The organism is Nocardia sputorum, assembly GCF_027924405.1.
In the GTDB taxonomy this organism is placed as follows: Bacteria; Actinomycetota; Actinomycetes; order Mycobacteriales; family Mycobacteriaceae; genus Nocardia; species Nocardia sputorum.
The window spans coordinates 6,091,773-6,117,164 of the sequence record NZ_AP026978.1 but is presented as its reverse complement, the minus strand read 5'-3'; the positions used below and the strand labels follow the sequence as shown (position 1 = coordinate 6,117,164).

Annotated in this window: 12 protein-coding genes and 1 pseudogene; 8 read left to right on the top strand and 5 right to left on the bottom strand. The window is 70.0% G+C overall.

The features are described from left to right. Window positions 1–5 precede the first annotated feature (5 nt). From QMG86_RS27495 to QMG86_RS27470, 6 genes are all read left to right on the top strand, one after another. Window positions 6–1,334, top strand: coding sequence for a beta-ketoacyl [acyl carrier protein] synthase domain-containing protein (locus tag QMG86_RS27495; RefSeq protein ID WP_281875600.1), 1,329 nt, complete (start codon window positions 6–8; stop codon window positions 1,332–1,334). Further along, window positions 1,327–4,368, top strand: a complete 3,042-nt coding sequence (nbtC, locus tag QMG86_RS27490) for a nocobactin polyketide synthase NbtC (RefSeq protein WP_281875599.1) — start codon at window positions 1,327–1,329, stop codon at window positions 4,366–4,368. Before QMG86_RS27495 ends, nbtC begins: the two co-directional genes overlap by 8 nt. 35 nt (window positions 4,369–4,403) lie before the next feature. Continuing rightward, window positions 4,404–8,939 (top strand): non-ribosomal peptide synthetase, encoded by a 4,536-nt coding sequence (locus QMG86_RS27485; RefSeq protein ID WP_281875597.1) that lies wholly within the window; start codon window positions 4,404–4,406, stop codon window positions 8,937–8,939. Window positions 8,940–8,993: 54 nt separating this feature from the next. Beyond that, the gene (locus QMG86_RS27480) at window positions 8,994–14,030 is read left to right on the top strand and encodes a non-ribosomal peptide synthetase (protein WP_281875596.1); all 5,037 of its coding nucleotides are present in this window, start codon (window positions 8,994–8,996) and stop codon (window positions 14,028–14,030) included. Between the two features lie 89 nt (window positions 14,031–14,119). Further along, entirely contained in the window at window positions 14,120–15,196 is a 1,077-nt protein-coding gene (locus QMG86_RS27475; RefSeq protein WP_281875593.1) for an MAB_1171c family putative transporter, read from the top strand. A gap of 113 nt (window positions 15,197–15,309) precedes the next feature. Beyond that, on the top strand, window positions 15,310–18,792 hold the full coding sequence (locus QMG86_RS27470) for a non-ribosomal peptide synthetase (protein ID WP_281881155.1): 3,483 nt from the start codon (window positions 15,310–15,312) through the stop codon (window positions 18,790–18,792). 104 nt (window positions 18,793–18,896) lie between these two features. Here QMG86_RS27470 and QMG86_RS27465 read toward each other — a convergent pair whose 3' ends face one another. Beyond that, window positions 18,897–20,267, bottom strand: a complete 1,371-nt coding sequence (locus QMG86_RS27465; RefSeq protein ID WP_281875592.1) for a SagB family peptide dehydrogenase — start codon at window positions 20,265–20,267, stop codon at window positions 18,897–18,899. A gap of 38 nt (window positions 20,268–20,305) precedes the next feature. Then, complete coding sequence (locus QMG86_RS27460; protein ID WP_281875590.1) at window positions 20,306–21,286, bottom strand: ABC transporter substrate-binding protein; 981 nt, start codon at window positions 21,284–21,286, stop codon at window positions 20,306–20,308. Between the two features lie 65 nt (window positions 21,287–21,351). Here QMG86_RS27460 and QMG86_RS27455 point away from each other — a divergent pair. Continuing rightward, window positions 21,352–21,627: pseudogene (locus QMG86_RS27455) on the top strand (MFS transporter); the annotation flags it as partial. Between the two features lie 145 nt (window positions 21,628–21,772). Further along, the gene (locus tag QMG86_RS27450; RefSeq protein ID WP_281875589.1) at window positions 21,773–22,906 is read left to right on the top strand and encodes a DUF6545 domain-containing protein; all 1,134 of its coding nucleotides are present in this window, start codon (window positions 21,773–21,775) and stop codon (window positions 22,904–22,906) included. On the opposite strand, the gene QMG86_RS27445 is transcribed toward QMG86_RS27450, so the two are convergent. The 3 genes from QMG86_RS27445 to QMG86_RS27435 form a co-directional block, all read right to left on the bottom strand. Further along, a complete protein-coding gene (locus QMG86_RS27445; RefSeq protein ID WP_281875588.1) occupies window positions 22,855–23,295 on the bottom strand; it encodes a nuclear transport factor 2 family protein in 441 nt (146 codons plus the stop codon). The two genes, QMG86_RS27450 and QMG86_RS27445, sit on opposite strands and share 52 nt — an antisense overlap. Window positions 23,296–23,399: 104 nt before the next feature. Next, window positions 23,400–23,789: a cupin domain-containing protein gene (locus QMG86_RS27440; protein ID WP_281875586.1), complete on the bottom strand. Its 390-nt coding sequence runs from the start codon at window positions 23,787–23,789 to the stop codon at window positions 23,400–23,402. Between the two features lie 100 nt (window positions 23,790–23,889). Then, a complete protein-coding gene (locus QMG86_RS27435) occupies window positions 23,890–25,338 on the bottom strand; it encodes an MFS transporter (protein WP_281875585.1) in 1,449 nt (482 codons plus the stop codon). Window positions 25,339–25,392: the final 54 nt, after the last annotated feature.

Sequence of the window (25,392 nt, the reverse complement as noted above, 5' to 3'; positions counted from 1 at the left end):
TCACCATGTCAGGATCGGCTTCGGGGGACGAAGACCATATCGTCATCGTCGGAATCGGGGTCGAGGCCCCCGGCGGAATAAACAGTCCACAGGAATTCTGGTCGGCGCTCACCGAATCCAGGGAACTCATCGGCCCCCTGCCCCGGGACCGGGAATGGCCGATCGAACAATTGCGCACTCTCGGCCGGAACGCCGGGTGGAGCGATGTGCGTGACGCGGGTGGATTTCTGTCCGAAGCAACGCAATTCGACGCGGCATTTTTCGGGATCACGCCGCGCGAAGCCGTCGCGATGGATCCGCAGCAGCGCGTGGGGATGCGTGTCGCGTGGCGGGCGGTCGAGGATGCCGGGCTGAATCCCGGCGACGTCGACGGCGCCGAGGCGGGATGCTGGATGGGCGTCACACCGCTGGAGTACGGCCCGCGCATGGCGAGCGTCAGCGAGCACAGCGGCTACCGGATGACCGGCACGACGCTCGGCGCGGTGGCCGGACGGATCTCGCACAGCCTGGGACTGATCGGTCCTTCGATCAGCGTCGACACCTCGTGCGCGGCGGGACTGACCGCACTGCATCAGGCGGCGGCGGCGATCCGCGCGGGCGAATGCGACTGGGCGCTGGCGGGTGGCGTGTGCGTCATGGGTTCGCCCGGCATGTTCGTCGAGTTCGCGAAGAACAACGCGCTGTCGACCGACGGCCACTGCCGCGCGTACTCCGCGGGCACCACCGGAACGCTGTGGGGTGAGGGCTCGGGAGTGGTGGTGCTGGAACCGGAGTCGCGGGCACGGCGGCTCGGTCATCGGATCTACGCGCGGCTGCTCGGTTCTCGGGTCAACCACAACGGCAAAGGCGCTCCGCTGGCGGTGCCCAGCGCCGACGCGCAGGAACGGCTGATCCGGGCCGCGTTCACCGCGGCCCGCGTGTCCCCGGAACAGATCGGACTCGTCGAGGGGCACGGCACCGGTACTTCGGTGGGTGACCCGATCGAACTCGCCGCGCTGATCCGGATGTACGGCGCACCCGAGCGAGCGCACGGCGCGCTGCTGGGCTCGGTCAAGTCGAACATCGGTCACACCCAGGCGGCGGCGGGCATGCTCGGCCTGATCAAGATGCTGCTGTGCGGCGCGAACGGTCACGTCGTGCCGAGTCTCTGGGCCGAGAACCCGACCGACGCCGTCGACTGGGAGGCCACCAGCCTGCGGCTGGCCACGAAGTACGCGCCGTGGGAGCCGATCGACGGTGTCCGCTACGGCGCGGTATCGGCATTCGGGGTGGCGGGGACCAACGCGCACGCGATCGTGGGAATGCCCGTCCTGGAGGAGAACGGCGATGCCTGAATACCGGCTGCCGGACGGCACCATTCCCGTCCTGCTCTCCTCGGACAGCGCGGAGGGATTGCGCGCGGAGGCCGCCGCGATATCGGCCTACTGCGCGGCCCATCCCCGGGTGGATCCGGATCGGTTGGCACAGCACCTGTTCCGCACCAGGATCGCCCGCCGGTATCGCGCGCTGGCCATGGTCGGCACGCGCGACGAACTGCTCGACGCGCTGCGGTCGGTCGCGGAGAGTACCGCGCATCCCGCGGTTGTGACCTCCGGCGGCGCTGTCACGGCGCGCCGCGCCGGATTCGTCTTCCCCGGCCAGGGCAGCCAGCGCCCCGGCATGGGCAAGCCGTACTACGACTCCTCGCCGGCGTACCGCGCCGTCGTGGACGAGTGCGCGGCGGTGCACGAGGAGCACTACGGCCATGCGCGGCCGGTGCACTATCTGCTCGGAAGCGGTGAGGAGTACGGCGAAACACTCTGGGAGCTACAGCCTGCCCGCATGTTCCACCTGATCGGCTTGGCCGCCATGTGGCGGGCGGCGGGCGTGCTTCCCGCCGCGACCATCGGGCACAGTCAGGGAGAACTCGCCGCCTGCGTCGTCGCCGGAGCGCTGACGTTGCGCGATGCCGTGCTGATCGTCACCCACCGGGCCCAGCTCTTGGAGCGGGACCTGTCGGACGGCTACGCGGTGGCTGTGCTCGGCGCGGGCCGCGACGAGTGTGAAGCGCTGCTGGCGCGGAATTCGGGGTGGGCGGAGGTCTCCCTCGTCAACTCACCGAACCTGACCGGTGTCTCCGGCGACGAAGCGGCGATCGCGGAACTAGTGGCGACCGCGACCGCGCAAGGACTGTTCGCCAAGCAGATTCAGATGTCCTTCCCCTCGCATACCTCCGCCATGACGCGGTTGCGCGGTGAATTCCAATCGGCGCTGACAGAACTGGGCAGCAAAACGTTCACGATCGGCGAGATCCCCTGCTACGGGGGAACGCTCGGTGCCCCGATCACCGCCGAGCTGACCCACCACGACTACTGGTACTGGAATCTGCGCAACCGGGTTCGCTTCGATCGCGCGGTCGTGGCGGCCACCGCCGAGGTGGACACCTTCATCGAGATCGCCGAGCATCCGACGTTGCAGCCCGCGCTGCGGGAGAACCTGTCACAGATCGCGGACGGGGCGGCGGCCGCCCGCGACTTCCGCATCGTCGGGACGTCACTGCGCACCGCGAGCGGGTTGGGCGAATTCACCCGCAATCTGGCCGAGGTAGCGGTACACGATCTGCACTACGGCTGGCAGGCCCTGCGCACCGGATCGGGCGATCCGACGCCGGTGCTGCCGCTGCGTGACTTCCCGTCCACCGTGATGAACCCGAAAAGGCTGTGGGCGCCGTATCAGTCGGGTGTGGAAGCGCCGGTCCCGATCACCGCGCCTCCCGCACGGCTGCGCGAAGAATGGAGGAAGCTGTCCCGGCTCGGGCTGAGCACGCCGCGGACCGTGCGGCTCGCCGAACACGACGGCCGCGCCGACGAACTGGCGGCGGCGCTTCGCGCGCGGGCCCCGCGCCACGGCGCAGCCTTCTCCGACGCCGAGGCCGACACAGTGGTGCTGCTGCTCCCGCCGATCGCGGCCACGGACGAAGCAGGCGCGGTAGCGGAACTCGCCGACTTCGCCGCGGCCGCCGGAGGACTGGCCGCGCTCGGTCCGGGCGTCGGCGCCTGCTGGCTGGTGACCACCGGCGCGGAAGCCGTCGGACCGGACGATGTCCCGTCGCTCGGTCACTCGGCGGTGAGCGCCGCGTACCGCAGTCTTGCTCCGGATCATCTCGGCATCGCCTTCCGGCACCTGGACTTGCCGCCGGATGCCGCGACACAGGATCCGGCCGCGCTGGCCGACAAGATCCTCGAAGCCATCCATGTGCTCGACGAGCCCGAACTCGCACTGCGGGACGGGAAGTTGCACGCCAAGCGCATCGTCCCAGCCGAGCCGTCCGACGCGTCGACGCCGCCCGATCTCGGCGAGGTCTTGATCCTCGGCGGAACCGGATACGTCGGTCTCGAATTCTGCGAGCAGCTCGTCCGGGGCCGAGCGGGCCGAATCACGCTGGTGAACCGTCGCGGGGACACGAGCGCCGTGGCCGAGCGGTTGCGCGAGCTGCGCAAGCTCGGTCCTACCGAAATCGACGTCGTGGCCTGCGATATCACCGACGCCGCCGCGGTCGCCGAGCTGGCGCGGCGTTTCGCCGAGCGCCCCGTGAGCGTGGTCGTGCACGCCGCCGTCCAGTACGCGTGGGCGCGGCTCGAACCGGCGGCGGTCGCGGAGGCAGTCGCCGCGAAGGTCCTCGGGCTCGGAGAAGTGTTGCGCGCGGTGCCGCAGACCGCCGCCTGCACCGTGCTGTTGTGCTCCTCGTTCGTGGCCACGCTCGGTGGACGCGACCAAGCGCTGTACGCGGCCACGAATCGCATGCTCGACAGTCTCGCCGTGCGGCTACGCGCGCAGGGCAGGGATTGCGTGTCGGTGCAATGGGGACTGTGGGGTCTGCCCGGCGCGGAGCACGCCGCTGTAGAAGCCAGGATTCTCGGCGCCGGTCTCCAGTCCATGCCCGCCGCGCCCGCCATCGAGGCGGGGTTCGCCGACCGCGCAGACAACAGCATGGTGCTGTCCGCGGACTGGGAGCGGCTGCGTGAGACGGTCGAGATCGTCGGTCTGACACCGATCTTCGCGCCCACGCTGGCAGCGCATGAGCCCTCGGCGCCGACGGTCACGCCGACGCCTCCGCCACAGACGCCCGCCGCCCCGCCGGAAGCCGACGTGACGGAGACGTTCGCGGAGATCCTCCGGCGCGAGCTCGGGCAGGTGATGCTCGTCGACGGCCCCGATCACATCGACGGCTCGGTCCCGCTGGTCGCGCTCGGCGTCGACTCGCTGCAAGCGGTCGACCTGCGCGCGCGGATCAAGACGACGTTGAACCGCGAACTGCCGGTCGCGGCCATCATGGGCGGCGCGTCCCTCGACGACGTCGTCGCGCTCATGTCCGAGAACCGAGGCTGATGGTGCCCGAGAACACTGGCTCAGGAGGCCGCTCAATGTCGGAGAACACGCAGGCGCCCATGCCCGAGATCGAGGACGTGCTCGCGTTGAGCCCGTTGCAGGAGGGTTTGTTCTCGCTGGCCAGGCTGGCCGGCGAAGGTGATCTGTACGCCCTGCAGTTCGTCTACCAGATCACCGGCCCGGTCGATGTGACGCTGCTGCGCCGCAGCGTCGAGGTGATCCTGCGGCGGCACCCCAACCTGCGCGCCTCGTTCTGGGATCGCGACCTTCCACGGCCGGTGCAGATCGTGCCCACCAGCGCGGAGCTGCCGTGGGCCGAACGCGCGATCGACCCGGCCGAGCTCGACGCCGTCATCGCCGCGGAGACGCGGGCGCCGTTCGACCTGACCCGCGGCCCGCTGTTGCGCGTGCTGCTGCTGCGATTGCCCGACGACACCCGGCGACTGGTGCTCACCGCGCACCACATCCTGCTCGACGGGTGGTCGCTCGGCGTGTTCTTCCGGGAGCTGTTCGCCCTGTACCAGGCGGGCGCCGCGGCCGACGCGCTGCCCCTGCCCCGGCCCTACCGGGATTACATCGGCTGGCTGTCCGCCCGCGACAACGACGCCGCGTTGCGTGCCTGGCGCGACTATCTCGATGATCTCGATCCGCTCATCCTCGCCGACCGGGGCGACGCGGCGGTGAACACCATTGTGCCCAGCATCGACACCGTCACCCTGGACGCGGCCGACACCAGCAGGTTGACGGCATGGGCGCGGTCGAACGGCCTGACTATGAACACCGTCGTGCAGTACGCATGGGCCGTCCTGCTCGGCAGGCTGACCGACCGCCGCGACGTGGTCTTCGGCACCACCGTCTCGGGCCGGCCGGACGAGTTGTCCGGTGTTGAGACCATGATCGGGTTGTTCATCAACACCGTCCCCGTCCGTGTGGCCGTCGGCGCCGAGAACGTGGTGCGCGATTGCGCGCGGCTGCAACGCAAGTCGGCACCGATGCGTGATCTCGCCTACGTGAGCCTGTCGGCGATCCAGCGATCGGTGGGTTCCGGCACTTTGTTCGACACGCTGTTCGTGTTCGAGAACGCGCCCATGTCCGACATCCTGCGCCCCATCGACCTGGCCGACGGGGTCCGGGTCGAGCCGATCACGTCGGAGAGCCTGACGCACTATCCGCTGGCGGTGACCTCGTTCGTGTACGAGGGGCAGCTGGTGGTGACGATCGAGGCGGTTGAGGCGGCGCTGCGCACCCTGTCCGGTCCCGACATCGGGGCGCGGTTGATCTCGGTGCTGCGGCAGCTGCCCGTGATCGGCGAGCGCGGGCCCGACGCACTGGACGTGTTGCTGCCGGGCGAGAGCGCGCGGCCACCGGCCGAGATCGCGGCGGACGTGCGTGGCGTCACCGTGTGGGAGTTGTTCGCGCGCCAAGCGGCCGCCACGCCGGACGCGCTCGCGCTCAGCACCGAGCACGACCGCTACACCTACCGCGAATTGGCCGATGCCGCAGTTGGATTCGCGGGAGCGCTCGCAGCACATGGCGCCGGACCGGAAGAGGTCGTCGCGGTGGCGTTGCCGCGTTCGGCGCGGTCGATCGTCGCGATCCTCGCCGTCTTGGCCACCGGCGCGGCCTATGTGCCGGTCGATACCGCGCTGCCCGCCGCCCGCGTCGAATCGATCCTGCGCCGGTCCCGTCCGCGCCTGACCCTGGTCGAGGGTTCCACCCCGCCGGTGCTCGGTGCGATCGTGGACGGCTCGCGGATACTGCGGATGGACGAGACCCCCGATAGCGCAGTGATGTTCGCGCCCGCGCCCGGCCGAGCGGACCAGTCCGCCTACCTGATCTTCACCTCCGGTTCCACCGGGGAACCCAAAGGCGTCGTGGGCACCCACGCCGCGCTGGCCGCGTACTTCGCCGACCACCGCGACCGGGTGTACCGGCCCGCCGTGACGCGGCTCGGGCGGCCGCTGCGGATCGCGCACGCCTGGTCGCTCAGCTTCGACGCGTCCTGGCAGCCGCTGATCGGATTGCTCGACGGACACGCCGTCCACCTGTTCGACGCCGAGGAAATGCGCGACGCCCACCGCCTCGTCGACGGCATCGTGCGGCACGGCCTGGACATGATCGACACGACACCGTCGATGTTCGCCCAGCTCGCCGCGGCCGGACTGGTCGACGCGGGCACGACGCCGCTGTCCGTGCTCGCGCTCGGCGGCGAGGCCATCGGGGCGCCGCTGTGGAAGCAGCTGTGCGCGCTGCCCGGCACCGCCGTGCACAACTGCTACGGCCCCACCGAGACCACGGTGGAGGCGGTAGTCGCCGCGGTGGCCGACGGCGAGGCCGAGCCGTCCATCGGGGCGCCGGTCACCGGAATGACCGGTTATGTCCTGGATTCGCGCCTGCGGCAGGCGCCGGTCGGCGTGGTGGGCGAGTTGTATCTCTCCGGCGCGCAGGTCGCCCGCGGCTACATCGGCATGCCGAAGAGCACCGCAGTGCGATTCGTCGCCGATCCGCACCGCACGGGCGAACGGATGTATCGCACCGGGGACTTCGTGCGCCGCTTGCCCTCGGGCGATCTCGCCTATGTCGGCCGCGCGGACGACCAGGTGAAGATTCGCGGCTACCGGATCGAGATCGGTGATATCGAGACGGCGCTGCTGGCCCTGCCGGGCGTGCGGGCCGCCGCGGTGATCGTGGTACGGCGCGCCGGCGGGCCCAGCCTGGCCGCGTTCGCGGTGGGTGACGGTCTCGACGCGGTGCGGTTGCGCGCGGCGCTGGCCGAGCGGCTGCCCGGGTATATGGTGCCGAACCGGATCCTGGTCGTCGAGCGGCTGCCGGTGACCAGCAACGGAAAACTCGACGCTCAGCGGCTCGCCGCGCTGGCGGAAGACCGTACCGCCGGTACGGGGACCGGGGCCGCGCCCGCGCGCACCGGTACCGAACACCGCCTGTGCGCCGCGGTGGCCGAGTTGTCCGGCGGTCCCGTTCCCGGCATCGACGGCGACCTGATCGGCATCGGCTTGGACAGCATCGTGGCCATCTCGCTGGTGAACCGGCTACGGCGGGACGGTCTTTCGATCAGCCCGAAGACGGTGCTGAGCGTATCGACGATTCGCGAGCTCGCCGCGCGGATCGACGCGGGAACCGACCAGGAACGCACCACGGCCTCGGAGGGCTACGGTCCGGTCGATCCGACCCCGATCGTGTCGTGGATGCACGAGTACGGCGGCTACCGCAGGCTGGCCCTCAGCAATCTGCTCGAGTTGCCCGACGGCATCGATCAGGACGGGCTGACCGCCGTGCTGCAGGCGCTGCTCGACGGACACGACATGCTGCGTGCCCGATTCGTCACCGCACCGTCGGGATACGAACTCCAGACGCGCGCACCGGGCAGCGTGCGCGCGCAGGACATCCTGTCCCGGGTGGAGGAAGGCGAACACTTCGAGGCGACACTGGCGGCTCACGGCCGTGCGGTCGCCGACGAGATCGATCCGTTCACCGGCGATCTGGTGCGCGCCGTCCGGTTCGGCCGGTCCGGCGCTCCGGACGTGCTGCTGCTGACCATCCATCACCTGGCCGTCGACCCGGTCTCCTGGTACATCATCTGTGCCGACCTCGCCGCCTGCTGGGCAGAGGTCGCGTCGGGGCGCAAGCCGACCCCGGCGGTCGAGCACACCGGCTACCGGCGATGGGCCCGGCTGCTGAACGCCCGCGTTGGCACGGAAGCGGTTGCGGCGCAACGCGAGTACTGGATCCGCCAAGTCGCCCCGCCGGACCCGGTGCTCGGGAACCGGCGCCCCGACCCGGGAGTGGACACCTGGGCTTCCTACCGCGTCCACCCCGTGCCCACTCCGGCGGCGACCAGCGCGGCGATTCTGGACAACCTCGGTGGCGGCGGCGCGGGAGTACGCGAGTTCTTGCTCGCCGCGCTGACGATGACGCTGGCGAGCTGGCGCCTGGAACGCGGGCAGGACGCGGCGGCGGGCGCGTACGTCGCGATGGAGGGCCACGGCCGGGAGGACGCGGTGCTCGGCGCCGATGTGGACAGCGCGCACACGGTGGGCTGGTTCACCAGCATCGTGCCGGCCAGGCTCGGGGTGGGCGCGGCAAGCGTGGATGTGGCTACGGCGCTGGCGGATCCGGCTCGTGCCGCCGCGCTGCTCGAGCACGTCACGGCACACCTGGCGGACCTGCCGAACGGCGGCATCGATTACGGCGTGCTCCGTTATCTCGGTGAAGCTCCCGAACTGGCGGACGCGCCGCAGCCGCAGGTGCTGTTCGACTATCTGGGCCGGTTCGACCTGGCCGGTGCGGGCCGGCCCTGGGCTCCGATCCCGGATCTGGCGTTGCACGAATGCCTGCCGCTCGTGGCGGAGCCCGACTTCCCGCTGCGCTATGCGCTCGACGTGGTGTCGGCAGTGCGCACCATGGAGGAGGGGCCGCAGCTGGTCACCATGCTCCGCTGGAGCGAAGCGGTGTTCACCGCCGCGGACGTCGACCGGCTCGCCGCACTGTGGCACGACGCCGTCGCGGCACTCGAGCGCGCGGTCTCCGCGGTGACCGTCGGCGCCGACTGACCGCGATTCCAGAGCCCTCAGCCTTCTTCGAACTTCCAGCCTGGAGGACCCACCATGTCAGACGAGATCCTCGAGCGGCGCAAGCGGCTGCTCCAGCAGCGACTGCGCGATCAGCAACTCGCGCCGGCGGCGAAAGCGGAGCCGAGCAGGCGCCCCGGGGAACCGGCCGCACTGTCCTCCGCGCAACAGCGGATGTGGTTCCTGCAGACGGTGGCGCCGGAGGACACCACGCTCAACGTCTGCGTCGGTTATCGTCTCGACGGCCCGCTGGACGCCACGCGCCTGCGCGCCGCCTTCGACACCGTCGTCGCGCGGCACGAGATCCTGCGCACCACTTACCACGTCGGCGCCGACGGGAACCCCTACCAGGTCGCGCACACCGACCTGGGACCGGGCTGGCAGCAGCACGACCTCACCGATCTCACCGAGGAAGGCCGCGGCAGGCGGCTCGAAGTATTGGCGAGGCGGGAGTTCACCCGTCCGTTCGACCTGACCTCTGAGTCGCCGTTGCGGGTGACGCTCGCGCGCACCGGTCCGGCCGAACACGTTCTGGTGCTGACGATCCACCACATCGGCTGGGACGACGATTCCTGGTCGGTTTTCTTCGCCGAGCTCAATGCCGCCTACCGCGGTGACTCGCTCGCGGAGATCCGATCGCAGTACGTCGACGTGTCGTCGGCCGAGCGACCCGCCGACGACGACGCCGACCTGGCGTACTGGCGCGAGCGGTTGACGCCGCTGCCGGACCGGCTCGAGCTGCCCGGAGCGCTCGGCGGGAACGGGGCCACGCGCAACGCCGACAAGTGCGTGCTGCCGTTGCCGCCGGAAATGCTCGATCGGGTCACCGAGGTGGCGCGTGATCGCTCCGCGACGCCGTTCATGGTGCTGCTGGCGGCGTTCCAGGCGCTGGTGCAGCGGTACACCGCGGCGACGGACTTTCTCGTCGCGGTGCCGGTGACCGACCGCCGCGGCCGCGACGCCGAGGCGCTGATCGGCTATTTCGGCAACACGCTGCTCTTGCGCGCCCGTATCGATCCGGCGCAGACCTTCGGCGCGCTGGTCGACGCGACGCGCGACGCCGCCCGCGACGCGTTCGCGCACCAGGGTGTCGGCGTCGAACGGGTCGTTCGCGAGGTGAGCGCCGACCGGATCGCCGGCAGCGACGGGCTGGCCCAGCTCGTGCAGTTGAGCTTCAGTGTGCGCGGCGGGGCCAACGGCTTCGATCTCGCCGACGTCCGCTCCACCGAGCTGCCCTGGGGCAGCGCGGTCGCCCAGGAGCCCTTGGGGCTGATGGTCGTGCTCGACGACGCGGGCGCGCGGGTGGAAGCCACCTATCTGGTCGACGAGCTGGACCGCTCGGTGGTGGCCCAATTGCTGCGCCACTACCTGGCTTTGCTCGCCGGTGCGGTGGGCGATCCCCGGCAGCCGGTCCGCGCGATCGATATGCTCGGCGCCGCCGACCGCGCCGAGATCCTCGCCGCGTCGCACGGTCCGCTCGTCGACGCTCCCGCGACCACCTTGGTGGAACTGGTGCAGTGGCAGGCCGCGGCGACCCCGGATCGGGTCGCGGTGGTGTCCGAGAAAGCCGAGTACACCTACGCCGAGTTGAACCGGCGGGCCAATCGTCTGGCGCACTGGCTGATTCGACGCGGTGTCGGCGCCGAGAGGCTCGTCGCGCTGCGCATGGCGAACTCCGTGGAGTTCATCGTCGCGGCCCTCGCGGTGCTCAAGTCGGGCGGGGCATACCTTCCGATCGATCCGGCCTATCCACCGGACCGCATCGAGTACCTGCTGTCCGACGCGCGGCCTGCGCTGTCGTTCGACGCCGAGGCGATCGCCGCGGCGATCACCGAGGCCGCCGGGTTGCCGCACACCGATCCGACCGACGCCGACCGCGAGTCGCCGCTACGGCCGTCGAACATCGCTTACGTCATCTACACCTCGGGCTCCACCGGCCAGCCCAAGGGCGTGCCCGTCCCGCACGAAGCGATCGCCGATCACCTGGTGAACTTCGCGGCTGACTGGGACGCGAGCATCCCGGAGCGGGTCCTGCAGGCGACCTCGGTGAGCTTCGACGCGTCGCTGGCCGACATCTTCCTCCCATTGATCGCGGGTGCGAGCATCGTCGTTCCGAAACCGAACGCCTACCGCGACATTCCGTATGTCGCCGAGCTGATCGCCGAGCACGGGATCACCGTGTTGCACATGGTGCCCTCGCTGCTGGCGACGTTCCTCATGCTCCCGGAGGCCAACGACTGGCGGGCGTTGCGGCACGTGCCGGTCGGCGGCGAGGCGTTGCCCGGCGAGATCGCCGACCGCTTCGCGGCGCAATTCGACGCCGACCTGCGTAACCACTACGGCCCGACCGAAGCGGTGGTCTGCTCCACCTCCATGCCGGTCGAGGGGCCGCAGGGAACCAGGATCGTGCCGATCGGGTACCCGAACCGCAACGTCTACGTGTATCTGCTCGACGAGTCGATGCGGCTGGTGCCGCCGGGCGTGATCGGCGAGATCTACCTCGGTGGACGCCAGCTCGCCCGCGGCTACCTGGACCGGCCCGCCCTGACCGCCGAGCGGTTCGTCGCCGACCCCTTCCTGCCCGGGGGCAGGTTGTACCGGACCGGTGACCTGGCCCGGCGCACCGCCGAGGGCGAGATCGAATTCGTCGGCCGCGCCGACGAACAGGTGAAGGTGCGCGGTTTCCGCATCGAGCTCGGCGAGGTGGAGGCGGCGGTGGCCGACCATCCCGGTGTCGCGCAGTGCGTCGCGATCGTCACCGAGCACGAGCGGCTCGGCCCGATTCTGGCCGCGTACCTGGTACCCGCGCCGGGACACGAGATCGATGTGCAGCAGGTGCGCGCGACGGTCGCGGCGACACTGCCCGAGCACATGGTCCCGGCGGCCTTCGCCGTGATCGACGAGGTGCCGCTGAGCGCGCACGGCAAGCTCGATCGCCGCGCGCTACCGGAGCCGATGCTGGCGAAGACCCGCACCTACCGGGAACCCGAGTCGCCCACCGAGATCCGGGTCGCCGCGCTGTACGGCGAGCTGTTCGACACCGACCGGGTAGGCGCCGACGACTCGTTCTTCGAGCTCGGCGGCCATTCCCTGCTCGCGGCCCGGCTGGTCGCCCTGATCCGCGATGCCTTCGGTGTCGACGTCGACGTCCGCGCGCCGTTCGACACCCCGACGGTCGCGGGTCTCGCGGCGCATCTGGTCGCCCGGTATCACGATCAATTCGGGGAGAATCTCGACGAAGTCGCTCCCACTGGACGACTCGTCGGCGGGGACGTCACGACGCCGTCGAAACAGGCGCGTCCCGAGCGGGTCCCGTTGTCGTACTCCCAGCGGGCATTGTGGCTGCGCCGCAAGCTGGAAGGCCCGTTCGGATGGGAGAACTTCCGGTTCGCCATCCGCTTCGACGGCGAACTCGACGTCGCGGCGCTCGCCGACGCGGTCGCCGACGTCGTCGCCCGCCACGAGTCGTTGCGCACCAGCTTCCCGGAGCACGACGGGACGCCGTATCAGCGGGTGGCTCCGGTCGGCCCGGTCGAGCTGCCCCGCACCGTGCTCGAGGGCGCGGCGGACGCGGTCTCGGTCCGTCTGGCGGAGGCGCTGGAAGCCGAGGCGAACCATGTCTTCGACTTGGCTGGGGAGTCGCTGGTCCGCTTGCGGCTGTTCGTCCTGGACGAGCGCACCCATGTGCTGTCGGTGCTGGCCCATCACATGGTCACCGACCGGGAATCGTGCCGGGTGTTCATCGAGGACCTCACCGCCGCCTACCGGGCGCGGGTGAGCGGCACGGTTCCGTCCTGGCCGGAGCTGACGCTGCAATTCGCCGACTTCGCGGTGTGGCAACGAAACACCTTCGACCACGCGCCGGGCCGCGACGACCTCAGCGATCACGGCAGGAGCCGGCTCGACTACTGGCGCGGCGCACTGGCGGGGCTGCCGGTGGAGATCGCGGTCGGGCACGATCGCCCACGTCCCACGCGACTCGGTTACGCCGGGGTGAGCGCGACGCGGGTGCTCCCGGCCGAGACATGGCAGGCATTGCGATCGCTCGCCGAGACGACGGGCGCGACGGAATTCATGCTGTGCCAGGCGGCGGCCGCGATGCTGGTGCACGCGCTCGGCGGCGGTGACGACGTGCCGATCGGGGCCACGGTCGCCAACCGGCCCGGGCGGTCGGTGGACCGGCTGATCGGGCTGTTCGCCGACATGATGGTGCTGCGCAGCGATCTGTCGGGCGACCCGACACCGCGGACCGTGCTGGAGCGGGTGCGCGAGTCCGCGCTCAGCGCCCTCGGTCACCAGGACGTGCCCTTCGAGCGGATTGTCGAAACGCTCAACCCGCCCCGGGTACTGGGCCGCAATCCCCTGTTCCAGGTGATCATGCAGTTCGGGCACACCGCGCCGACCATCGAGTTCACCGCGCGCGGCGAGACCACCCTGACTCCGCTCACGCCGCAGTACGACGCCGCGTTCATGGACTTCCATCTGGACTTCCTGGTGCAGCCCGGCGGCGAGCTGCTGACCCGGGTCGTGGTCAACTCCGAGCTCTACGAGCCGGCCACCGGCGAGATCTTCGCCGACACGCTGGTGCGAATCCTGACCGTGTTCGCCACGAAACCCGATGTGGCGCTTGCTGACTCGAATGTCGTGCCGGAGGGGTGGGACACCGCGCGCACCGTGGTACGCCATTCGGCGTCCGAGGTCGCGACCGGCGAAGCCGAGGCGGGCCCGCCTCGGACCGACACCGAGCGCGCCCTCGCCGCGCTGCTCGAGGAATTGCTCGAGATCACCGACGTGAGCCGCACGGACGGATTCTTCGCTCTCGGCGGCGACAGCGTCATCGCCATCCAATGGGCGGCGCGCGCCGGCGAGGCGGGCCTTGCGCTGACCCCACAGCTGATCTTCGAGCACTTCACGCTCTACGAGTTGGCGGCGGCGGTGGACGCGGCCACGGCTCAGGGCGCGAGCGTGTCGGAGCGGCCGGCGCAGGAGCATCGGTACGAGCCGATGTCGGCGTCGGGTCTGTCCGGTGACGCGCTGGCCATGCTGCGCGAATCCTGGTCCGCGCAGCGGTGACGCGTGGTGAGCCGGTCGCGCACCCGCACCGGCTCACCGCGATTGGCGCGGCGGGCGGCGGCGATTAGGGTCTGATGCCGATGGATTCGGTGCCTGTTTGGATCATGTTCCCGGTGATTCTGGTGGTCGCGGCGATCGCGGCGGGACGGTGGCTTCTGGTCGCGGACACCTTCACCGATCGCATGATCAACCATGCGTGGACGTGGAATCTCGGTGGCCTGGCGCTGTACGTCTTCGCCGCGGCGGCGGGGTTTGCCGGGCTCGGTCAGCGGCTGTTCCTGTGCTGCGGACTGATGACCACCGCCATGGTCCTGGTGCTGGCGCAACTGGCCGCGGGCGCGGAGCCGGAGGTGATGCTGCGCAGGCAGAAGGTCTACAGCGTCGTCGCCGCCGTGACTTCGGCGGTGCTGCTGATGTTCGCACCCGCCGCACGGGATGTGTTGCATGTCGGTCTCGACGAGATCGTGTGGACGCTCTCCGAGATTCCTATGGCGGTCAGCGGATACCTCGTCGCGCGGGCCAGTTTCCGTGAACTGCGTACCGCTGCTCGTATGGTGAAAGAGAAGCTGACGTATTCGGTCCTTTTGGCCCTCGCGGTGTACTGGGCGGTGGCGGCACTGCTGACTATCGTCCGCGCGCTCTGCGGTGTCCCGCCGAGTCATCCGGGCAACGCAATGGCGGTCTCGTCGTTCGTCTGCATGCTCGTCATCGCCACACTGACGGCGATGCCGCTTGTGACCGCTTTGCTGGCCCGAGCTGGGCTGGACCGAGCCGGTCGGCGCTGCCGTCGTCTGCGTCCGCTGTGGCGTGACCTGACCGCCGCGGTCCCGGAAGTCGTCTTGACCCGAACCGGCGACGGAGACAGCGGTGCGGCGTCTCAGCTGTATCGGATGACGGTGGAAATTCAAGACGCCCTGTTGCATCTGCGGCCTTACATGCCGCCCCCGGCGCAGGCGTTGGGATCTGCGGCCGCCGGGCAAAGCGTCCGCGACTATGCGCGTCAGGTCGCCTATGCCGTCCGAGGCAGAGCCGCCGGACTGCGTCCCGTGGCGCAGACCGCCCCGCTCGCCGCCATGCCGACCGGCGGCCACGATCGTGCCAATGGCCTGCGGCAATTGCTCGACTTGGCGCTCGAATGGCCGAAAGCTCGCGCCGATGTAGGTTAGGCAAACCTATTTAGGGTCGGCTAAGCTATGCCCCGGCAGTCTCGGTCCACCGGTTCCGGTGGCAGGCAAGGAGTGGCAGCGCGATGGAGTCGACACAGCGTCGGGCAAAGGGAATGGTGGACATCGGCCTGGAGGAGATCCGGGCGGCGGTGGCCGGTCAACTGGGGCTCGCCGCCACGGAGATCGCCGATCACGACGACCTCATCCAGCTGGGGCTGGACTCGATCCGCACCATGAAGCTCGCGGGCGGCTGGCGTAAACGCGGCGCCGACATCAATTTCGCCCAGCTGGCCGCCGATCCCACGGTGGCTGCCTGGCACGGCCTGCTCGGCGCGAAAGACGCGGCGGGCGACCAGGTGTCCGGGCCGGCGTCGGCTGAGACCCCCGCCGAGGCGGCGGACGACGATCCGGCCGCGCCCTTCCCCTTGGCCACTATGCAGCACGCGTACTGGATCGGCCGCTCCGACGAGCAAGAACTCGGCGGAGTCGCGGCGCACCTGTACGTCGAATTCGACGGCGGCCGCATCGATCCCGCGCGTCTAGAGCGCGCGGTGGCCGACTTGGTCGCCATGCACCCCATGCTGCGCACCAGGTTCCTGCCGGACGGCACGCAGCAGACCATGACGGCCCCGGGCAAGCCGGTGTTCAGTGTCGTCGACCTGCGCGACCGGTCGCCCGAGGAGGCCGAGGCCGCGCTCACCGAACTGCGCGATCGCAAGACTCACCAGCGCCTCGCCATCGAAGACGGCCAGGCCATCGACGTCACACTCACCCTGCGCGACGGAGACCGCAGCAGGCTGCATCTGGATGTCGACATGCTCGCGGGCGACGCCATGAGCTACCGGATCCTGATCTCCGACCTGGCCGAGCTCTACCACGGGACGACCTTGCCGGTCCCCGCTTACACCTACCGTCGGCACCGCACCGAGCACCGCGAGGACGTCGCCGCCCGCGAGCGCGACCGGCAGTGGTGGCAGCAGCGGCTGCCCGAATTGCCCGGCGCACCGGAACTGCCCACCGTGGCGGTCAGCGAGCGCGCCGACCCGAATCGCACCGTGCGCTACGACCACTGGCTGGTGCCGGAAGCCAAGCAGCGGTTGCTCGCCGCCGCGCACGAACGCGGCATCACTCCCGCGATGGCGCTCGCTGCGGTGTTCGCCGAGACCATCGGCGGTTGGTCGGCGCAGAGCCGCTTCTTGCTGAACGTGCCGCTGTTCCACCGCGATCCCGTGCACCCGGACATCGATCGGGTGATCGGCGACTTCACATCATCGATCATGCTCGAGGTCGACGTCACCGAGAGCATGTCGGTCACCGACCGTGCCCGCGCGCTGCAACGCAGCATGCACGAAAGCGGCGCGCATACGGCCTATTCCGGGCTCGAGGTGCTGCGCGACCTGGGCAGGCATCGCGGGGAGCCCGTGCTCGCCCCGGTCGTCTACACCAGCGCGCTGAACCTCGGCGAACTGTTCGCCGGCAAGGTCACCGAGACCTTCGGCGAACCCGTGTGGATCATCTCGCAGGGACCGCAGGTGCTGCTCGACGCGCAGGTCACCGAAGTTCGCGGCGGACTGCTGCTGAACTGGGATGTGCGCGCGTCGGCCTTCCCCGAGGGCATGATCGACGCCATGTTCGCCCGCTACTGCGCGGCGATCGGACGGCTCGGCGAGGGCGCGGCAGGATGGAACGCGGAGGCCGCCGTGCGGCTGCCGGTGGCCCAGGCCGAGGTGCGGGCCGCGGTCAACGCCACCGACGGCCCGGTCAGCGGGCGTTGCCTGCACCAGGGCTTCTTCGAACACGCCGCGGCACAGCCCGAGGCGCCCGCGGTGGTGTGGGGTCTGGGCGACGAGCGAGGGGAATGGAGTTACGGGGAACTGGCCGCCCGCGCGCTGGCTGTGGCGGGCGCCCTGCGCGCCGAAGGTGTGCGGCCCGGCGAGTCGGTCGCCGTCCAGTTGCCGAAAGGACCGGACCAGGTGGTGGCGGTGCTCGGCGTGCTCGCGGCCGGAGCGACTTACGTGCCGATCGGATTCGATCAACCGACGGGACGTCGCGCGGAGATCCTCCGCACCGGAGCTGTCGACACGGCATTGACCATCGATGGCGCTCGGATGGACGCACCGATCACGTGTGTGTCCATCGATGCGGCCCGTGACCACCCGCAGCCGCTCGCGGCGCCCGTCTATCCGGACACCGGCGACATCGCCTACGTGCTCTTCACCTCCGGGTCGACCGGCGTGCCGAAGGGCGTCGAGATCCCACACCGCGGCGCGATGAACACCATCGATGCGCTGAACGAATGGTTCGGGGTCGGCGGCGGCGATCGCGCGCTGGGGTTGTCCGCTCTGGAGTTCGACCTTTCGGTCTACGACATCTTCGGTCTGTTCTCGGTCGGCGGCACCGTCGTTGCGGTCGATCCGGCGCAACGCGCCGATCCGTCCGCGTGGGTGGAACTGCTGCGTACCCACCGTGTTTCGATCCTCAACTGCGTGCCCAGCATGCTGGACATGATCCTGCAGATCGGCGGTGACCGACTGGGTGATTCGCTGCGTGCCGTCATCCTCGGCGGGGACTGGGTCGGTGCGGACCTGGCCCGCCGGCTGTCGGCCCAGGTGCCGGGTTGCCGGTTCGCCGGTCTCGGCGGCGCGACCGAGACCTCCATCCACACCACCATCTGCGAGGTCGACGGCGAGCCGCCCGCGCAGTGGGCGACCGTGCCGTTCGGCGTTCCGCTGCGCAACGTCCGATGCCGGGTCGTCGGCCCCGCGGGCCGCGACTGCCCGGACTGGGTGCCCGGCGAACTATGGGTCGGCGGCGTCTGCGTCGCCGCGGGCTACCGCAACGACCCGGAGCGGACCGCCGAGCGTTTCGTCGAACACGACGGCCTCCGCTGGTACAAGACCGGCGACATGGCCAGGTACTGGCCCGACGGCACGATCGAATTCCTCGGCCGCGCCGATCATCAGGTCCAGATCCGCGGGTACCGCGTGGAACTGGGCGAGGTGGAGAGCGCGTTGCGCACGGTGCCCGGCGTCCGGCATGCCGTCGCCGCGGTCGTCGGTGCGGGCGCGCCCAAGCTGGTCGCCGCCGTCGCGGGTGACGTGGGCGAGATCGGCGACATCACCGCGGCGGTCTCGGATCTGTTGCCCGCCTACATGGTGCCCACCCGGGTCGAGTTCCTCGAGCAGATGCCCTTGACCGCCAACGGCAAATTGGACCGCCGTGCCGTGGTCGCCCTCCTGGAACCAGGAAGCGAGGACGACCAGGACACCGCTCCTCGCGATGACGTGGAGGCCGCGCTGGCCGATATCGTCGCGGCCGTCCTCGGCATCGACGCGATCGGCGTGCACGACGACTTCTTCGGCCGTGGCGGCGATTCCGTTCTCGCCACGACCGTGATCGCCCGCGTCCGCGAGTGGCTGCAAGCCGATCACGCGCTGGTCGCGGACCTGTTCGCCACCCGAACCGTCGCGCGGCTGGCGGAGCGGCTGCGGGAACGTGAAGCCCAGCAGGGCCTGGACGGCAGGCTGCCCGCGGTCGCCCGGCTCTACCTCGAGGTGGCATCGATGACGGACGAGGAGATCCTCGCGCAGACGTGAGGCGGGTAGCGGTCGTTCACGACGCGACCGTTCGCGGCTCGCCGGGGCGCGACGGTTGCGGTGTGGCCGGCACCAGCCGCGCCCCGAAGGCGACTGCGGCGCGCTCAGGAGGACAAGGCAGACCCCAGGATCATGCTCCCGACGGCGCATTCCTCGAGTTCGTCGAGGCCCGTCGCCGCGGCGAAAGCCTCGGTATCCGGCGCGCCCAGCGCGCAGGCGCCCAGCCCCATCGCGGTCGCCGCCAGGTAGATCGTCTGCGTCAGGATGCCGACGTGCTGAAGGACGGCGGCGTAGGCGCCCCGCTCGTAGGTCCACGTCACCCGGCCCGCCCGGGCCGCCATGAGCAGCAGGACCTGGGGCTGGGCGGCTACGGTCGGCCTCGGCTCCAGCAGTCGTGTCACCGCGGGCGAATCCGCTGCGGCGACGGGGCGCAGCGCGTGCTCGAACGAGTCGTAGTGGTACATGCCGCGCGCCAGTCCCGCGACATCGCGCACCACCGGGTAGAGCTCGAGTTCGTACACATCGCCGCCTGAGGGGTACGGGCGCGAGACGGGTTCCTCGCCCTCCGGTGGGGTGCCGCGAGTCCGCGCGGTGCGGTAGAGCAATTCGGCCACTTGGGCGAGGGTGATCGGATGCGCGGCGTCGAAGGTCCGGGTCGACACCCGATCCTCCAGAACGGCGGTGAGGGTGGGGTCCTCGGCTCGCCGGGCCGCCAGGTCCGGGACGGGCAGGTCGATCGCGTCCCCGGGGTACCCGGGCTTCCGCGCGGGCGGCTGCGGGAGTCGGCCCTTCGCCCACGCGGTCGGACCGAATCGCGCCACGGAGTCGGCGCGCTCGCCCGGCATGCTGCGGCGGTGGAACCACAGATCGGGCAAACTCCACCCGTGTGTGGCGAATTCGTCGTCCTCGGCATCCGCGTCCGGCACCAGGAATCCGCACCGGTACAGGTCGTCGGCGAACTGTGTTTTGACGGCGATCGGCACGGCGGCATCGGCCGCGCCGAGCCCGTCGAGCAACGCCAGCAGGCGCGGATCGTGGATGCGCAGATCACACCGGGTTCGCGGGTGCTCGAGCACGAAGCCTTCCGAATCGCGATGTAGCACCGCGAATTTCGACAGCGTCGCCGACCAGGGGAGCGGAGTGTCCGGTCGCGGCGCGGGTCGTCCGAACGGGCGGATGGTGTAGAGATCGCGCCCGCCGTCGCGCACGGTGACCGACAGCCAGCCGCCGTCGGTGAGCCTGCCGATCAGTTGGCCGACGTCGTCGCCGCTCGCCGCCGACAGCTCCGGCAACGTCGCGGGTCCTCGGGTCAGTGCTTCGAGCGCGAGGAGCCGACCCGAGCTCAGATCGGTCAGTTTCTCCTCGCACCGCGGACCGATCAGCACCGCACCGGCCGTGGTGGTCAGGCATGTGACGCCGTGCCGCAACGCGAATCTGGTCTGCTGGGGATACGTGGCGGCGGGCAAAGAACGCATACCTCCGCTTGTCGGGGCGAACTGACGGGCGCGCCCGCCTACTTCGCCGCGGCGGCGAAGGCGGGCTCCAGCTTTTCCAGGATGTAGGGCACCGAGAGCGCCGTCGGCGTGTTCACCGCGCTGATCTCCTGGGTGGTGAGGAATACGACCGAGCCCTTCTTGACCGCGGGCAGGTCGGCGTATCCCGGCAATTGCCGGTACCTCTCGTCCAGACCGGGGGCGTAGCCGGCCAGCAACAGATCGGCGGTCAGCTCGTCGACTCGCTCGGGGGACAGCGCGAGCCTGCCCTGATCGGCGGCGGAGTCGGTGAGATTCTTCGGAATGCCGAGCCCGAGTTGGGCGAACACCTTCGACGACCCGTCGTTCGGGTCGGTCAGCACCATGAGCTGCGCCGGACCGGCCAGCCAGGTACTGGCGAACGTCTTGCCCTTCAGTCCGGGGTTCGCCGCGGCGATGGCGGCGATCTTGTCGTCCACCTTCGCGATCGCCTTGTTCGCCTCGTCCGGCTTACGCAGCACCTTGCCGAGCGTGGTGACCTGGTCCTGCCACGGCGCGACCGCCTCTTTGCTCAGCGCGGGCAGCGTCGGGGCGACGCGGGAGAGTTCGTCGTAGGTCTTCTGGTCGGCGATGAACGGGTCGACCAGGATCAGGTCCGGCTCCAGCGTCGCGACCTGTTCGGCGAGGTTTCCGGTGGTGGTGAGCGACTTCGCCGACTCGAGACTCTTGGGTTCCCACGGCGGCGTGCTCTTGGACGCCATCGCGACGTTGTCGAGGTATCCGACGGGGACGACGCCGAGCGCGAGCGTGGCGTCCAGCCATTGGTTGCCCAGGGCGACGATCTTCTCCGGGGTGCCTTCGATGGTCGTCTCGCCGCGGGCGTGGGTGATGGTCACCTTCTCGCCGCCGGATGCCGAGTCGTCCTCCGCGGAGCCACACGCGGTGACGCCGAGAGCGAAGACTCCCGCCAGCACCGCCAGCGCCGCTCGTGACCAACGGCCGCCCGTCCGAACAGACTTCATCTGTCGCACCTTCCTTCCAAGCAAGCTAGCCAAGGCTAACCTATCTCGCTCCGAGGTGGGCGACGGCGGGGACCATCACCTTCGGCCTCGGACTCACGGCGCTGCTCACCGGCATCACCTACGGCATCCAGCCCTACGGTGGGCACGCGACCGGCTGGACCAGCCCGTGGGTGCTGTCCGCGGTACTCGGCGGCATCGTGCTGCTCGTGGCGTTCTGCGTGGTGGAGACCCGGGTGCCCGATCCGATGTTCCACCTGGGGCTGTTCCGCCACCGCGCATTCGGGCTCGGCAACTTCGCGAACCTGATGGTCTCGATCGGCCGCGGCGGCATGCAATTCATGCGTCTACGACGAGGCGGCCGAGCAGGCCGACGCCGATCCGGCGGCGGACCTGAGCGCCGCGGTATCGGCTCGCTGATCGGGACCGCCGCGGCGGTCGGGCGCTCGAGTTGGCCTCGCGCCGCGCGACGGAATACCGTCGATAGAGATGAACGCTGTTCCGGCTCCGGTGGTGCTGTCGGTTGTCGTCTTCGTCGCGCTCATGACCGCAGGGCGCTGGCTGCTCGTCGACGAGACGGCCACCGATCGGCTGATCAACCGTACGTTCAGCTGGAACCTCCTGGGCCTGCTGCTGTACGAGGTGGCCGTCGCAGTGCATCGTCCCGACCTCGGGCCGCGCCTCTACCTCGGCTGTGGTCTCCTGGCACTCGCCAGTTTCTACGGGTTGGCCAGGCTCGTCGACGGTGCCGATGTGGCAACCGTTCACCGGCGGCAGCGGCGATACGATGCGACGGCGGCTGCCGTCGCCGTTTCGCTGATCGTCGTCGCACCGGTCCTGCAGTGGGCCTGGCGGATCGACTACGTCGAAGTCGTCTGGACGTTGTCGGCGCTTCCCGGGGCGTTCTGTGGCTTGCTTTTCGGCCGTGCCTGCGTTCGCGAGTTGCGCGCCAGAGGCGTCGCGGTGCGGGAGAAGCTCACCTTCGCTGTGTTGCTCGCGTTCTCGGTCTACTGGTTGATCTCGATGACGATCATGGTCGGTCGCTCGCTCACCGGTACGCGGCCCAGCGAGCCGGGAAAGGTGTGGGCGGTCGCGGCGGTCCTCACGTTCTCGGCGGTCACCCTGTTGGCGGTGATTCCGCTGGTCGCCGCGCTGATGGCGTGGGCGGGCTTGGATCGGACCGGACGTGCCTGCCGTCGGCTGCGGCCGCTGTGGCGAGACCTCACCGCCGTGGTGCCCGAAGTGGTCTTGGCCGAGGATCACTCCGCGCCCAGGGAAGCCACGTCCCAGCTCTACCGGATGACCGTCGAGATCTGGGACGCGTTGCTGCACTTGAAGCCATATGTGGCCGCCTCGTCCGAGCCCGGCTCGCCCGAGTCGATCGACAACGACGTGCGCCACTATGCGTTTCAGGTCGCGCTGGCCGTGCGAGCCAAGCGCGACGGAAGCACGCCGGCTTCGAACTCCGCCGTCGCGGGTACAGCGCAGGCCGAGGTTCGCGATCGTGCGGCGGAGTTCCGGTTTCTTTTGGAACTGGCCCGGCTATGGCCGGGAGCCGTTGCCGCGGTGGATTACCGGTCGATCGGAGTGCAGACGCCGACGACCGCCGCCGTATCCCAATAGAAGGGACGCACCTCGGCGATGCGCCCGTCGGTGAAGCCGATCGTCTGCAGGATCGCGAAGGTGAGTTCCCGGCCGGTCGCGCGGGCGCGGGCGTGCACCTCGGTGTGCACCACGGCGGTCTCCCCGGTCGCGAGGAAGCGTTGCTCGAGCAGGTCGAATTGCGCCCAGGTGTCGCGCATGGCGCGGAAGAACCGCTCCATGCCGTCGTGGCCGCGCCAGGTTCCGCCGTACGGCAGGTTCTCGGCCTGGTGGAGCACCACTGTGGTGTGGAAGAACGGAGCCAGCAGCTCGAACGACGCGCTGCCCGGTCCGCCGGCCGCCAGGTATTCGGCCTCTGCCGCGTACATTCCGGTCAGGATGGTCATCGAGTCGGTCGTGGTCGATGTCATGCGGCCAGTCTGTCCGCTCGGCAGGGGCGTGACCGGCGGTAATCGGACGTTGCGGTGCAGGGTTGTTCCCGCGCACCGGCTCCATGCGCGGGAACAACGGCGACTCACCGCGCGGCGACGGGCTCCTGCCGGGTTTCGTGGCGCAGCCCGATGGACATGATGTCGGACGGTTCGTCGAGTTCGATGCGGTGCCAGCGGTTGCGGGGGACGACGAAAGCGGTGCCCGCGGTGAGGCGCACCATCGATTCGTCGTCGCCGGGCCGCTCGGGTCGCAGGTAGAGGCGCAGCGCGCCGGTCAAGCAGCACACCGCCTCATCGCCGCTCGGGTGGACTTCCCAATGATCGGCATGCACGTCGGCGTCGGATTCGACATGGAACGTCGCGAGTTGCCAGTCGCCGTCGCCGCTGCTCATCCGCCGTTCACCGGCCGCTACGCGGCCGTCGTGGCAGAAACGGATGGCGCGGCCGAACAAGTCGATCGGGGCCTGGTTCATGATGGGTTCCTCTCGTTGCGATGGGTGAAACTTTCGGGTTGATCGAGTGCGGCTCGGTGGCGATCCGACCCGTTCCGGCTCGCAGGCGGTATTTCGCTCTTCATGGGCGCGCTGCGGACATTTCGGCTTCCGGCCGCATCAGGTCTGCTCCGGCCGTGGGACTCACACGGCTCGTCCTCGGCAGCACAGTCGCGGCAACGACGCTCGCCACGGCGAAAAGTCCCGCTGCACAGCACAACGCGAGCGCGTAACCGCTGTTCAGCGCCGCGGGCGCGGTGCTGTCGCCGGTGCGCGCCGCCGCGACCGTGGCGAGCACGGCTACCCCGACACACCCGCCGAGCTGCCGCGCGCTGTTGAAGACGCCGGAAGCCATTCCCGCTTCCTGCGGCACGACGCCCATGGTCGCCGCGGCGGCCACCGGAGCCAGGCACAGCCCGAGACCGAAGCCGCCGAGCAGCGAAGGGCCGAGGACATCGGCGACGAAGCTGCCGTCGACGCTGATGAAGGCGAACCAGCCGATCCCGGCCGTGGTCAGCGCCCCGCCGAGAACGAGCGCCGCTTTCGGGGAGCGGCGCCCGCCCACGCGGGTGGCCACCACAGTGCCGACGATGACGCTGAGGGAGAAGGGCACGAAAGCCGCACCCGTCGCGCCCGCGCTCATGGCGAGCACCTGCTGCTGGTACAGCGACAGGAAATAGAATGCGCTGAATTGCCCGGCGGCGGCGAAGAATACGAAGAGATTCGCGCCCGCCACCCAGCGGTTGCCGAACAGCCCGAGCCGAACCAAAGGCGTCGATGTCCGTGCCTCCACCGCGAGAAAGGCCGCGAGCAGCACCACCCCGGACGCGAGGGTCACGGCCGTGGCGGCGGAGAGCCAGCCGTAGTGTTCGGTCCGCACCACGCCCACGACCAGCAAACCGATTCCGCCGGTGGCGAGGACGGCGCCCGGCACATCGATCCGCGCTCGGCCGCTCACTCGATCGGCCGCCACACCGGCCACCGCCGCGACCGCCGCGATCACCACGATCGGAACGTTGATCAGCATCACCCAGCGCCAGTTGGCGTACTCGGTCAGCGATCCGCCCACCAGCACGCCGATCGCGCCGCCCGCCGCGTTCACCGCGCTCCATACGCCGAGCGCTCGCACCCGGACGGGACCTTCCGGAAACGTCGTGGTCAATGTGGCCAGCGCGGCGGGAGCCACGGCCGCCGCGGCCAGACCCTGGACTGCCCGCGCGGCGACGAGGTGCCAGGGCTCCTGCGCGAACCCGCCCGCCAGGGAGGCGATGCCGAACACGACAAGCCCGGTGGTGAACAACCTGCGCCGCCCGAACAGGTCGCACGCCTTTCCGCCCAACAGCAGGAACCCGCCGAAGGTCAGCGCGTAGACGTGCACCACCCACGCCAGATCGACCGGAGCGAAGCCCAGATCCGCGCGGATGGCAGGCAGCGCGACATTCACCACCGCCAGGTCCAGCGCGACCATGAACTGCGCGACGGCCACCGCCGTCAGGGCGAAGGCCGGCCGCCCAGGAGAGTTTTTATACATGTATAGAAAATAGCCGCGCGAGCCGCCCCGTGTCCACCTCCGATTCGGCGGATG

Excerpts from the sequence above, each read along its gene's own strand:
- QMG86_RS27495 (WP_281875600.1), top strand. The coding sequence starts at position 6 with ATGTCAGGATCGGCTTCGGGGGACGAAGACCATATCGTCATCGTCGGA.
- nbtC (WP_281875599.1), top strand. The coding sequence starts at position 1,327 with ATGCCTGAATACCGGCTGCCGGACGGCACCATTCCCGTCCTGCTCTCC.
- QMG86_RS27485 (WP_281875597.1), top strand. The coding sequence starts at position 4,404 with ATGTCGGAGAACACGCAGGCGCCCATGCCCGAGATCGAGGACGTGCTC.
- QMG86_RS27480 (WP_281875596.1), top strand. The coding sequence starts at position 8,994 with ATGTCAGACGAGATCCTCGAGCGGCGCAAGCGGCTGCTCCAGCAGCGA.
- QMG86_RS27470 (WP_281881155.1), top strand. The coding sequence starts at position 15,310 with ATGGTGGACATCGGCCTGGAGGAGATCCGGGCGGCGGTGGCCGGTCAA.
- QMG86_RS27465 (WP_281875592.1), bottom strand. The coding sequence starts at position 20,267 with ATGCGTTCTTTGCCCGCCGCCACGTATCCCCAGCAGACCAGATTCGCG.
- QMG86_RS27460 (WP_281875590.1), bottom strand. The coding sequence starts at position 21,286 with ATGAAGTCTGTTCGGACGGGCGGCCGTTGGTCACGAGCGGCGCTGGCG.
- QMG86_RS27450 (WP_281875589.1), top strand. The coding sequence starts at position 21,773 with ATGAACGCTGTTCCGGCTCCGGTGGTGCTGTCGGTTGTCGTCTTCGTC.
- QMG86_RS27445 (WP_281875588.1), bottom strand. The coding sequence starts at position 23,295 with ATGACATCGACCACGACCGACTCGATGACCATCCTGACCGGAATGTAC.
- QMG86_RS27440 (WP_281875586.1), bottom strand. The coding sequence starts at position 23,789 with ATGAACCAGGCCCCGATCGACTTGTTCGGCCGCGCCATCCGTTTCTGC.
- QMG86_RS27435 (WP_281875585.1), bottom strand. The coding sequence starts at position 25,338 with ATGTATAAAAACTCTCCTGGGCGGCCGGCCTTCGCCCTGACGGCGGTG.